Raw genomic sequence first — 12,171 nt, 5'->3', positions numbered from 1 at the left:
GCGGTCGGCTGGCGCTCCGGGGAGTCAGTCAGTTAGGAATCCCGCTGTGGGAGCTCGCTCGCGAACGCGATGGAACAGACGCGCAGCTTTCGGGTCGAGTACCGGCCCTTTCGCGAGCAAGTTGGCTCCCACAGTGAGTGCGTGTCGCAGGCGCTCCGCCGATTGAATGCAGTAAGACCCTTGTGGGAGCGAGCTTGCTCGCGAAGACGATGTATCAGGCGCGCTGTTTTCTGAGCATTTACGGGCCCTTTCGCGAGCAAGCTCGCCCCCACAGTGAGTGCGTGTGTCAGGCGCTCCGTCGAGTGATTCAGTAAGTAAGACCACTATGGGAGCGAGCTCGCTCGCGAANNAAGCTCGCTCCCACAGGGAGTGCGTGTGGCAGGCGCTCCGTCGATTGAATGCAGTAAGACCCTTGTGGGAGCGAGCTTGCTCGCGAATGCGATTGATCAGACGCGCTGTTTTCGGAGCCTGTACCGGCCCTTTCGCGAGCAAGCTCGCTCCCACAGTGAGTGCGTGTGGCAGGCGCTCCGCCGATTGCATGCAGTAAGCCCCTTGTGGGGGCCAACTTGCTCGCGAAGGCGATTGATCAGACGCACTGTTTTCGGAGCCTGTACCGGCCCTTTCGCGAGCAAGCTTGCTCCCACGGAGCGCGTACAGGCGCTCCATCGAGTGGATGCGGTGAGACCCTTGTGGAAGTGGCTAGCAACACCCGCCTGACGCCAGGTCCTTGAGGATCGGGCAGTCGGGGCGGTCGTCGCCTTGGCAGTGTTCCACCAGTTCCTGAAGCGTGTCGCGCAGGCTCGCCAGTTCGTCGATTTTGCGGTTCAGCTCGGCGATATGCTGACGGGCCAGTGCCTTGACGTCGGCGCTGGCTCGCTGGCGGTCCTGCCAGAGGGTCAGTAGTTTGCCGACCTCTTCCAGCGAAAACCCCAGATCCCTTGAGCGCTTGATGAACGCCAGCGTGTGCAGATCGTCCGCGCTGTACAGGCGATAGCCGCTGTCGCTGCGATGCGCTGCCTGCAGCAGGCCGATGGACTCGTAATAGCGGATCATTTTCGCGCTCAAGCCACTGCTTTTCGCCGCCTGACCGATATTCATGGTGCGTCCTCCAGGTCGCGGGGTTTCCAGGTTTTCAGCAGCAGCGCGTTGCTCACCACGCTGACACTCGACAGCGCCATGGCCGCGCCCGCCAATACCGGATTGAGATAGCCCAGCGCCGCGAGGGGAATGCCGATCAGGTTGTAGACGAACGCCCAGAACAGGTTCTGGCGGATTTTCGCGTAGGTCCTTCGGCTGATGTCCAGTGCCGCCGGAACCAGTCGCGGGTCGCCGCGCATCAGGGTGATACCCGCTGCATGCATGGCGACATCGGTCCCGCCGCCCATCGCGATACCGACATCCGCCGCCGCCAGCGCCGGCGCGTCGTTGATGCCGTCACCGACCATCGCCACCACATGGTGGCTTTTCAGTTGAGTGACAGTGGCCGCCTTGTCAGCAGGCAATACTTCGGCATGCACGTCGTTTATTCCCAGTGCCCTGGCAACCACCTGAGCACTGCCACGGTTATCGCCGGTCAGCAGATGGCTGCTGATGCCCCGCGCATTCAGCGCTTTGATCGCCTGATCGGTTCCGGGCTTGAGCGTGTCACCAAAGGCAAACATACCGATCACCTTCGGCTCCGGAGCCTGCTCGATCAGCCACGACAGCGTGCGCCCCTCGGCTTCCCAGATGCGCGCGGACTCGGCCAGATCGCCCATTGGCAGGCCGCTTTCCTCCAGCAAACGTCGATTGCCCAGCGCCAGTTCAAGGCCTTCAACGGTGCCAGCGATGCCCCGACCGCTCAGGACGCGGCTGTTTTGCGCGGCATCAGGCGTGAGTTGCCATTCATGACAGACATCCAGCACCGCTCGGGCCAAGGGGTGTTCACTGCCGCGTTGCAGTGCGCCCGCCAGTTGCAAGAGGTGTTCTTCATTGCCCAGCACCGCGCTCATGTTGGTGATACGCGGCGTGCCGGAAGTCAGCGTGCCGGTCTTGTCGAACACCACTGCATCAACCTCGTGAGCCCGCTCCAATGCCTCGGCGTCCTTGATCAGAATGCCGTAACGCGCTGCCACGCCGGTCCCGGCCATGATCGCTGTCGGAGTCGCCAGGCCCAGAGAGCAAGGGCAGGCGATCACCAGTACGGCGACGGCATTGATCAGCGCAACTTCAAGCGAGGCACCGACCAGCAGCCAGCCGGCCAGTGTGAATAAGGCAATCACCAACACTGTGGGCACGAACACCTGGCTGACTTTATCCACCAGTTTCTGGATTGGAGCCTTGCCTGCCTGTGCGTCTTCGACCAGACGAATGATGCGCGCCAGCACCGTTTCCGCGCCCAGCGCCGTGGTCCTGATCAGCAACTGGCCTTCGCCATTGATTGCCCCACCGGTGACCTTGTCGCCCGGTTGCTTGACCACCGGCAGGCTTTCACCGGTGATCAGCGCTTCGTCGGCATGGCTGCGGCCTTCGACCACTTCGCCGTCCACCGGAAAACGTTCGCCGGGTTTGACTAGCACCCGATCATCGAGCTGCAGCGCGCTGATCGCCACGTCCTGTTCAAGGCCGTCGACCACCCGCAGGGCGCGCTCCGGGCGCAGTGCTTCAAGGGCGCGGATGGCACTGGCGGTCTGGCGCTTGGCGCGGCTTTCCAGGTATTTGCCCAACAGCACCAGTGCGATCACCACCGCCGATGCTTCGAAATACAGGTGCGGCGTCGTTCCGGGCGCAGCGTGCAGCCATTGATAGACGCTCAGGCCGTAGCCGGCGCTGGTACCGATCGCGACCAGCAGGTCCATATTGCCGGCACCTGCGCGCACGGCTTTCCAGGCGGCCACATAAAAGCGTGCGCCAAGGATGAACTGCACCGGCGTCGCCAGTGCAAATTGCACCCACGCAGGCAGCATCCAGTGCACGCCCAGCGGTGACAACAACATCGGCAGGATCAACGGCAGCGCCAGCACGATGGCCAGCAGCAAGGCCCAGCGCTCGTGGTGCAGGTGACGGGCTTTCTGGTCGGCTTCGGCGTGACGATCCTGGCTCAGCGTGGCGCCATAACCGGCACGGCTGACGGCGTCGATCAGGGTTTGCGGATCGGTGTGCGCTGCGGTGTCTACATGGGCGCGTTCATTGGCCAGGTTGACCGTCACGCTGTTGACCCCCGGCACTTTGGCCAGGGCACGCTCGACCCGACCTGCGCAACTGGCGCAGGTCATGCCGCTGATCGGCAGGTCGAAGGTGGTGGTGTCTGGCATGTGAATCACTCCCTGAGGCTGGCTACCTGCAAGGATCAACCTTGCCATACGGGCAAGGTCAAGCGCGAATCAATAGTTGAGGTCAGCTTTCTTGAGGTACATTCCGTTCAGGTCGGCGGCGATGCGGTACTTGAGAATATCCCCCGCGCGCAACTGGATCTTGGTGCTGCGCGGCGCTTCCATGCCGGGCTCACAGCCCACGACATTGCCGCGCAGAGTGCTCAGCCGCACCGAGACTTCACCGGCAGGCAGGTTGAAGGACACCGAGTCCTCCTGATACAGCCTCCCGGCCAGACGGTCCTGCACGTAGATGCCGATCTCGCAGGAAGTCGCGACTTCCAGGCGCTCTCGGGAAATGATCAGGATGCCGTAGTCCTGAGCTGCCTGAGTGGCAGGTGTGATAGCCAGGAAACCGAGAATGCTGAAGAGGCTGACTGCTGACCAGCGCATCGCTGATACTCCTGATGTAAATGTGGCTGACGGTGACGGTATAGGTGTCGATATCCCAGCTTGGCTCACGATTACGCCGAATGCCAGCCCGGCAGCAATGGCAGAAACTTGACCTTGCCATGATGACAAGGTTGAAGATGCTCGCTGTTCATCACTGAAGGAGTGACACCATGCAGTTATTCAACGTTCAAGGCATGACCTGCGGGCATTGTGTTCGCGCAGTGACCGAGGCAATCAAGAATGACGACCCGAGTGCCGATGTTCAGGTCGAACTGGCCAGCAAGCAGGTCAAGGTGCAAAGCAGCCTGTCGCCCGAGCGGATTGTCAGTTTGATCAGCGAAGAGGGTTATCAGGCGCAGCCGGCATGATCAAGGCCCGGGAGATCGATGCGGTCTCCCGGTCTGTAAATATTGAAAAGTTTTGAATTAATTTCCCCGTCCGTCGTTCTCTGCAAGGTAAGCCGGTTAAACTAGACCGCTGCTCTGCATCCGTTAATGGACACCCGATGAATCTACGAACGATCCTTATCCTTGGCTCATTGAGCGCCTTCGGCCCTCTGGCCATCGACTTCTATCTTCCTGGCTTTCCAGCCATGGCCTCGTATTTCGGGACCGATGAAAAACACGTACAACTGACCCTGGCGGCCTACTTTCTGGGGCTTTCCCTGGGACAACTGGCCTATGGCCCGGTGGCTGACCGGTTCGGTCGGCGCATTCCGCTGCTGGTCGGCGTGACCCTGTTCATGCTCGCCTCGGTCGCCTGTGCCTTTGCGCCGAGTCTTGAATGGCTGATTGGTGCACGCTTCGTGCAGGCGCTGGGCGGCTGTGCCGGGATGGTCTTGTCACGAGCCATCGTCAGCGACAAGTGCAACGCCGTCGAGTCGGCCAAGGTCTTCTCGCAATTGATGCTGGTCATGGGTCTGGCACCGATACTGGCTCCGATGCTGGGCGGCGTGCTGGTCAGCACCTTTGGCTGGCAATCGATCTTCGTCAGCCTCGCCCTGTTCAGCGGTGCCTGTCTGGCGGCGGTTGCACTGGGGTTGCCGGAAAGCATGCCGGCCACTACACCGCGCCAGCCGTTGAGCGGCGCGCCTGGGCAGTACATCAATCTGTTCAAGGATGGTGTGTTCATCGGTCATGCGCTGACCGGCGGCATCGCCATGGCCGGGATGTTCGCCTACGTCGCAGGCTCGCCGTTTGTGTTCATCAAATTGTATGGCGTACCTGCCGAGCACTACGGCTGGTTGTTCGGGATGAATGCGGCGGGCTTCATTCTGGCGGCGCAGATCAACGCGCGTATTCTGCGCAAGACCGGTCCGGCGTTTTTGCTGTCGCGCACGGTCTGGATCTACCTGGCTGCGGGGCTGGTGTTGCTGGCGATCAGCTTGCTGCGCACCGAGGCGCTTTGGCCGCTGCTGGTGCCGCTGTTCATCTGTGTGGCAAGCCTGGGGTGCATCATCCCCAATGCGTCGGCCTGCGCCATGAATGGCCAGTGGGCGCGCGCGGGCAGTGCCTCGGCGTTGCTGGGTTGTCTGCAATTCAGCGTTGCCGCCGTGGCCGCCAGTCTGGTGGGCTTGCTGCATGACGGCACGGCCACGCCGATGGCGCTGGTCATCAGCCTGTGCGGCGTGCTGACCGTGGGGCTCTCGGTGCTGACGCGCCGTGCGCAGGCCCGGCGCGACGCATCGCTCCAGACCGCCTGATCGCCAAAGCGATGATGTCAGTCGCGCCGGGCGTGACTGACATCATCGACTTCATCTGGCGCAGGCCTCTGCGACTCAGAAGCCTTCCAGTACGATCTTGCCCTTGGCCTTGCCGCTTTCCAGCAGGGCATGAGCGCGGCGCAGGTTTTCGGCATTAATGGTGCCGAAGTGCTCACCGAAGGTGGTTTTCAACGTTCCGGCGTCGATCAGCTCGGCAACCCGGTTGAGCAGATTGTGCTGCTCGATCATGTCCTCCGTTTCGAACATCGACCGCGTGTACATGAACTCCCAATGCAGCGACAGGCTCTTGCGCTTGAGCTTCGACACATCCAGCGACTTGGGATCGTCGATCAGCGCCAGCTTGCCTTGAGGCTTGAGCGCCTCGACGAGCTGATCCAGATGCTGCTCGGTCTGGGTCAGGCTGGCCACATGGGTCACGTGTTTCAGGTCGATGCGTTTGAGTTCTTCGCTCAGCGGCTTGCTGTGATCCAGCACATGGTGTGCCCCCAGTTCGTTGACCCAGCTTTCGGTCTCGGGCCGCGAGGCGGTGCCGATGACTTTCAGCGATGTCAGTTTGCGCGCCAGTTGGGTGAGGATCGAACCCACGCCACCGGCGGCGCCGACGATCAGCAGGCTGTGTGCGCCTTCACCTTTCTGCTGCGGGATCTGCAGTCGCTCGAACAGCAGTTCCCAGGCGGTGATGGCTGTCAGCGGCAGCGCCGCCGCATGCGCGAAGCTCAGGGTCTTGGGCATGTGGCCAACGATGCGTTCGTCCACCACGTGCAGCTCGCTGTTGGCACCTGGCCGGGTCAGAGAACCGGCATAGAACACCTTGTCGCCCGGCTTGAACAGCGTGACCTGGCTGCCGACAGCCTTCACCACACCCGCCACGTCCCAGCCCAGCACCTTGCCTGCACCGTCCTCAGGCTGGACGTTCTGGCGGATCTTGGTGTCCACCGGGTTGACGGAGATAGCCTTGACCTCGACCAGCAGATCGCGAGCGCCAGCAGTCGGCTCGGGCAGCTCGATATCCTGCAATGATTTTACGTCGCTGATGGGCAGGGACTGGTAGTACGCAATGGCTTTCATGTCAGGGTCTTCTCCGAAATAAAAAATGATGAAGAGATCATTGGCTATTTCCAGTAAAGATAAAACCCGCTAAAACGGCAGGCTCTTTCAATTTTATTTTGATAATACGAGGCCTTGATGCTGCGTTTTGATGACTTGCAGTTGTTCGTACGTGCGGCGGATCTGGGCAGCCTTTCTGCCGCAGCGCGGGTCATGGACATGTCTGCGGCGGTTGCCAGCGCGGCGCTCAAGCGTATCGAACGGCAACTGGGGACGCGCTTGCTGGCCCGTTCGACGCGCAGCCTGCGCCTGACTGCCGAAGGCGAGGGGTTTCTGGAATACGCGCGTGCTGCACTGGGCAGCCTCGAGGAGGGGCGGCGCTTGCTGGCCAGCAGCCAGGACCGTTGCGAGGGCGTGCTGCAACTTTCGGCACCTTCGGATCTGGGGCGCAACGTGCTGTTGCCGTGGCTCGACGAATTTCAACAGCAGCACCCGCAACTGACTGTGCGTCTGCTGCTGGGTGATCGTATTGCCGATCTGTTCCGCCAGCCTGTCGACGTGGCGCTGCGCTACGGCGAGCCGGAAGATTCCAGCCTGGTCGCCCTGCCGGTGTTGCCTGACAACCGCCGGGTATTGTGTGCGGCGCCGAGTTACCTGCAGCGTCATGGCGAGCCGCATCAGGTCGAGCAACTGGCGCAGCATAACTGCCTGCTGTTCATGCTCGGCGATCGTGTCCATGACCGCTGGACGCTGAACGACGGCAAGCGCGAAATCAGTCTGACGGTCAGCGGCAACCGGTTCAGCGACGATGCCGACGTCGTGCGCCGCTGGGCGGTTGCGGGCGAAGGTGTGGCGTACAAATCCTGGCTGGACGTGGCCGCAGATGTGCGGGCCGGGCACCTGAAAGTGTTGATGCCTGACCTGATCGGGGAGCGGGCGCCATTGAACCTGTTGTGCGCGCATCGGGCGCAACTCAGCAAGCCTGTCATTCTGTTACTGGAAATGCTCAGGTTACGGTGTAAGCAACATGCTGTAAGTCTGTCGTCCGCAAGCGTGTTTTAATCGCCGCGTTCCAGTAGGAAATGGCCTTCGGAAGTGTCGGAAAATATAATTTTCGAAGGCCGTTCAATAACGCGAAGTTTCGCTGCTGGAACAAAGTTGAAACTGACTGTTGTTGAGTGGATTTGGCATTTTTGTCATAGCCATTACGCTTGTCTTTTTAATCCCCTTTTGAAGTGTCGCTGCAAACCCCTTGGATAGAGGGGTTGCGGCGTAGCTGTGGGAACAACTTGGTGTTCAGGGAACGCGCCACAGTTGGGCGATTTTTTGCGTCGTAATGCATCCACGGTGTGTAAGAGGCGTTTTTCACCCCGCGGGGGCGCAGGGCATAGAGTTTATACTTGTCATGACATATAAGAGCCACGTTCAACTCTATCGAGGCGTGATTGCTTTCACCCAGTCATCACCATAGATGAATGTTTCAACAGGGAGTGAACACATGGAATACGGACCTTGCATCAGCCAGATCGCAACCTTGCTGGCCGACCCCAAGCGCAGCGCAATGATCTGGGCACTGATGGATGGTACTGCTCGCCCTGCCGATGAATTGGCAATCCTGGCGGGACTCTCGACTTCTTCTGCTGGCGCCCATCTGGCGCGGCTGACCAGTGGCGGTCTGTTGAAACAGGAGGTCCGCGGCCGCAAGCGCTTCTTTCGCCTCGCCGCGCCGGAAGTGGGGGCGGCGGTCGAGGCCTTGGCCTGTGCTTCGCTGGCCAGTGCTGAACAGATCAATCGTCGCTTTGCCCAGCCTACGCCGCCGTTGCCGCTGCGCCGCGCGAGAATCTGCTCCGATCATCTGGGTGGCGAAATGGCTGCCGAGCTTTATCAGCGCCTGCTGGAAGCCGGCTGGATAGAGCAGCAGGAAAAGCGCGTCGAGGTCACCAGCAAGGGCGTGGCCAGATTTGCCGAGCGCGGCATCTACATACCCGCACTGGCGCAACGCAAGCGTGAAACGGTGTGTGTCTGTCCGAAATGGAACGATCGCAACCCGCATCTGGGCGGCGCGCTGGGGGCGGGGTTGTTGCAGCTGTTCATTCAGATGGGCTGGCTGCGTACCACTGAAGAGTCCAGCACCTTGCAGGTCTCATCCAGTGGGCAGCGGGAAATCAGCAAGATCGCGGCGGCGGCCTGACGGAGCGACAGGCATTCCCACGCGGAGCGTGAGGAACGATGGTTATGCCCGCGCCACCCCTATCGTGCCAATGCTCCGCGTTGGCATGCAGTTCCGGACGCTCCGCGTCCTCTTGCGACGCAGAGCGTCGCGAAAGGCATTTCCACGCGGAGCGTGAGGAACGATGGGGGTAGCCGCTCAATCACTCTCTAGGGCTTGACCAGTCGTGCATCCAGGCTGTTTTGCGCCAGGCGTCTGGCCTGATCTTCGGTCATGCCCAGGTGGGTGTACAGCGCGTGGAAGTTCTCGGTCACGTAGCCACCGAAGTAAGCCGGGTCGTCTGAATTGACGGTGACCTTCACGCCGCGCTCGAGCATGTCGAGGATGTTGTGCTGGGCCATGTCGTCGAACACGCAGAGCTTGGTGTTGGACAGCGGGCAGACGGTCAGCGGGATCTGTTCGTCGATGATGCGCTGCATCAGCCGCTCGTCTTCGATGGCGCGCACACCGTGGTCGATGCGCTCGATCTTCAGCAGGTCCAGTGCTTCCCAGATGTATTCGGGCGGACCTTCTTCCCCGGCGTGGGCCACGGTCAGGAAGCCCTCGTTGCGCGCGCGATCGAACACACGCTGGAACTTGCTTGGCGGGTGACCCATTTCCGAGCTGTCGAGGCCCACGGCAACGAACGCATCACGGAACGGCAGCGCCTGATCGAGGGTTTTTTCGGCTTCTTCCTGGGACAGGTGACGCAGGAAGCTCAGGATCAGCCCGCTGTCGACACCCAGCTTCGACTTGCCGTCTTTCAGCGCCCCGGTAATCCCGGCCAGCACCACTTCGAACGGGATACCACGGTCGGTGTGGGTCTGCGGATCGAAGAACGGTTCGGTGTGGACAACGTTCTGTGCCTTGCAGCGCAGCAGGTAAGCCCAGGTCAGATCGTAGAAGTCCTGCTCGGTGCGCAATACGTCCGCGCCCCGGTAATACAGATCGAGGAATTCCTGCAGGTTGTTGAAGGCATACGCCTTGCGCAGGGTTTCGACGTCATCCCACGGCAGGGCAATCCTGTTGCGCTCGGCCAGGGCGAACAGCAACTCGGGTTCCAGCGAGCCTTCGAGGTGCAAGTGCAGTTCTGCCTTGGGCAGGGCGTTCAACCAGTCGTACATATTCTTTTCTCATCAGGTGCAGATCCCGGGCATTCTACAGATGCCCGTCGCTGCGCAGGGTAAAACCTGACCGAACGTTCAACTTGCCTCCTGTTCGCGGCGATAAGCGTAGGTATCCGCGAAGCGCGACAGCAGAAATTCGGCGCAGGTGGTCACCGGATAGCGGGCCGGATGATCGTCGCTCTGGCAACCGGGCAGGCATTCGATGCGCGTGTCGGGGTGCGGTTCGGCGAAGAACGGCATGGAGTAGCGATCAACCCCGAGCGGGCTGATAACCCGGTGCGGCGTGGACAGATAACGGTCATTGCTCCAGCGCGCCATCATGTCGCCCAGATTGACCACGAAGGTGCCGTCGAGCGGTGGCGCGTCGATCCATTCGCCTCGCACATCACGCACCTGCAAGCCGCCCGCTGCGTCCTGATACAGCAGAGTGATACAGCCATAATCGGTATGCGCGCCTGCGCCTTGTTGCTCGGCCGAGGTCGCCGTATCACGCGGCGGGTAATGAATCATGCGCAGCACGCTGACCGGGTCCTTGAAGCGCTGATCGAAGAAATCGCGCTCGATGCCCAGTGCCAGGGTCATGGCGCGCAGCAGGGTTTGCGCCAGCGCCTGCATGTCCAGATAGTGTTGTTCCATCAGGGCTTCCCAGCCGGGAATGTCCGGATGCCGGTTTGGCCCACGCAGCGGTTTACCCGCCAGCACGTCGGGATGACGGGCATCCAGGTGCAGGCCCATGTCGAAGGTTTCCTTGAGGTCGCTCGGCAGGCTGGGGTCCAGTTGTTCGGTGGCGATGGCGCCGTAGCCGCGATGGTGCGTGCTTTGGGTGATATCGATCAGGAGCTTTTCAGCAGCCGGCCGGGCGAAAAAGTCCTTTGCCGCCGATTGCACCTGTTCGATGCGTTGCGCGCTGATCGGGTGGCCCTTGATGTAAAAGAAACCCCACGCCCGACAGGCACTGTCGATCTGCCGGGCGACATCCTGCCAGGCCTGAGTGTCCGTGCCGTAGAGCGGGGCGATGTCGATGACGGGAAGCTGGTCCATTAACCGGTCCTGAAAGGGAAGTGTCGATGATCGTGCCTGGCGCGGCAGGCACGATGGTCAGGCAACTGACGGGCTGATTACTTCGGCAGCTCGGCCTTGATGCCTTCGACGTAGTAGTTCATCGACGCCAGCTCGGCGTTGGTCGCGACCACGCCGTCAGCAATTTTCACAGTGCCGTTCTGGTCCTTGATCGGGCCGGTGAACGGGTGGAATTCGCCGCTTTCGATGCTGGCGATGATCTTCTGCGCCTCGGCCTTCACGTCAGCAGGCACCACGTCGCTGATCGGCAATTCGACCGTTCCTTCCTTCAGGCCGCCCCAGTAATCCTGTGGTTTCCAGGTGCCCGCGATGGCGCCTTCGGCGGCCTGAATGTAATGCGGGCCCCAGTTGTTGACGATGGAGGTCAGCACTGCTTTCGGTCCGAAGTGAGCCATGTCCGAGGCATAGCCGACGGCATACACGCCACGACGCTCGGCGGTCTGGATCGGCGCAGGGCTGTCGGTGTGCTGGAACACCACGTCCACGCCCTGATCGATCAACGCGTTGGCCGCATCGGCTTCCTTGCCCGGATCGAACCAGGAGTTGACCCACACCACCTTGATCTCGGTGCCTGGGTTGTACTTGTTCAGCGCCAGCTGGATGGCGTCGATGTCGCGCAGCACTTCAGGAATCGGGAACGAGGCGACATAACCGATCTTCTTGGTCTTGGTCATCTTCGCCGCGATGTAGCCGCTCACGTAGCGACCTTCATAGGTACGGGCCAGGTAAGTGCCCATATTCTTGTCCTGCTTGTAGCCGGTCGCGTGCTCGAACTTCACCTTGGGGAACTGCTTGGCGACTTTCAGCGTGGGGTTCATGTAACCGAACGAGGTACTGAAGATCAGGTCGTAACCGCCCTTGGCCATGTTACGGATAACCCGCTCGGCGTCTGCACCTTCCGGCACGTTTTCCACGTAGCTGCTGGTGACCTTGTCACCCAGCGCCTTGACCATCGCCTGACGGCCCTGTTCATGCTGATAGGTCCAGCCGTGGTCGCCGATAGGGCCGATGTAGACGAAGCCGACTTTCAGCGGATCGGCTGCCGAGGCGAGCAGGCTGGAGCCGAGGCCGACAACGGCGGCGACGGCGCACAGCAGTTTTTTCAGGGGACGACGTGGGTTGGTCAGGTGCATCGGGTCTAGCTCCTTGCGGTCTTGTTGGAATGCCTACCCGAGCAATGCAATTAACTGACCAACAGGACAACTTACGATGCGGGCTTGCTTCACCCTGTAGCAATAGTGC

Annotated in this window: 11 protein-coding genes; 4 read left to right on the top strand and 7 right to left on the bottom strand. The window is 61.1% G+C overall.

Going from position 1 to position 12,171, the window contains the following annotated elements; all coding sequences use genetic code 11:
- Positions 1-699: 699 nt before the first annotated feature.
- The 3 genes from cueR to GE543_RS25915 all read right to left on the bottom strand — a co-directional run bounded on the left by cueR (position 700) and on the right by GE543_RS25915 (position 3,743).
- Positions 700-1,098, bottom strand: a complete 399-nt coding sequence (gene cueR / locus GE543_RS25925; protein ID WP_046237116.1) for a Cu(I)-responsive transcriptional regulator — start codon at positions 1,096-1,098, stop codon at positions 700-702.
- Positions 1,095-3,293 carry a cation-translocating P-type ATPase gene (locus GE543_RS25920; protein ID WP_046237117.1) on the bottom strand — a complete coding sequence of 733 codons (2,199 nt, stop codon included), beginning with the start codon at positions 3,291-3,293 and terminating at the stop codon, positions 1,095-1,097. Before GE543_RS25920 ends, cueR begins: the two co-directional genes overlap by 4 nt.
- Positions 3,294-3,362: 69 nt before the next feature.
- Positions 3,363-3,743, bottom strand: coding sequence for a hypothetical protein (locus GE543_RS25915; protein ID WP_003318651.1), 381 nt, complete (start codon positions 3,741-3,743; stop codon positions 3,363-3,365).
- Positions 3,744-3,913: 170 nt separating this feature from the next.
- Here GE543_RS25915 and GE543_RS25910 point away from each other — a divergent pair, with 170 nt between their 5' ends.
- Entirely contained in the window at positions 3,914-4,111 is a 198-nt protein-coding gene (locus GE543_RS25910; RefSeq protein ID WP_003414616.1) for a heavy-metal-associated domain-containing protein, read from the top strand.
- Positions 4,112-4,248: 137 nt separating this feature from the next.
- A complete protein-coding gene (locus tag GE543_RS25905; RefSeq protein WP_004409609.1) occupies positions 4,249-5,445 on the top strand; it encodes a multidrug effflux MFS transporter in 1,197 nt (398 codons plus the stop codon).
- Positions 5,446-5,520: 75 nt separating this feature from the next.
- On the opposite strand, the gene GE543_RS25900 is transcribed toward GE543_RS25905, so the two are convergent.
- Complete coding sequence (locus tag GE543_RS25900; protein ID WP_153222687.1) at positions 5,521-6,534, bottom strand: zinc-binding alcohol dehydrogenase family protein; 1,014 nt, start codon at positions 6,532-6,534, stop codon at positions 5,521-5,523.
- Positions 6,535-6,651: 117 nt separating this feature from the next.
- On the opposite strand from GE543_RS25900, the gene GE543_RS25895 reads away from it, so the two are divergent.
- Positions 6,652-7,575, top strand: a complete 924-nt coding sequence (locus GE543_RS25895) for a LysR family transcriptional regulator (RefSeq protein WP_003414623.1) — start codon at positions 6,652-6,654, stop codon at positions 7,573-7,575.
- Positions 7,576-8,011: 436 nt separating this feature from the next.
- Positions 8,012-8,704, top strand: a complete 693-nt coding sequence (locus GE543_RS25890) for a helix-turn-helix transcriptional regulator (RefSeq protein WP_003393423.1) — start codon at positions 8,012-8,014, stop codon at positions 8,702-8,704.
- 188 nt (positions 8,705-8,892) lie between these two features.
- On the opposite strand, the gene GE543_RS25885 is transcribed toward GE543_RS25890, so the two are convergent.
- The 3 genes from GE543_RS25885 to GE543_RS25875 form a co-directional block, all read right to left on the bottom strand.
- A complete protein-coding gene (locus tag GE543_RS25885) occupies positions 8,893-9,846 on the bottom strand; it encodes an adenosine deaminase (protein ID WP_003414626.1) in 954 nt (317 codons plus the stop codon).
- Between the two features lie 78 nt (positions 9,847-9,924).
- Positions 9,925-10,890 (bottom strand): 2-oxoglutarate and iron-dependent oxygenase domain-containing protein, encoded by a 966-nt coding sequence (locus tag GE543_RS25880; RefSeq protein ID WP_153222686.1) that lies wholly within the window; start codon positions 10,888-10,890, stop codon positions 9,925-9,927.
- A gap of 77 nt (positions 10,891-10,967) precedes the next feature.
- A complete protein-coding gene (locus GE543_RS25875) occupies positions 10,968-12,062 on the bottom strand; it encodes a BMP family ABC transporter substrate-binding protein (protein WP_003347966.1) in 1,095 nt (364 codons plus the stop codon).
- Between the last annotated feature and the right edge of the window lie 109 nt (positions 12,063-12,171).

Origin of the sequence: Pseudomonas sp. SZ57, from assembly GCF_009495975.1 — a bacterium.
Classification (GTDB): domain Bacteria; phylum Pseudomonadota; class Gammaproteobacteria; order Pseudomonadales; family Pseudomonadaceae; genus Aquipseudomonas; species Aquipseudomonas syringae.
The sequence above is the reverse complement of the archived record's forward strand: the minus strand, read 5'-3'. Positions and strand labels throughout refer to the sequence as shown.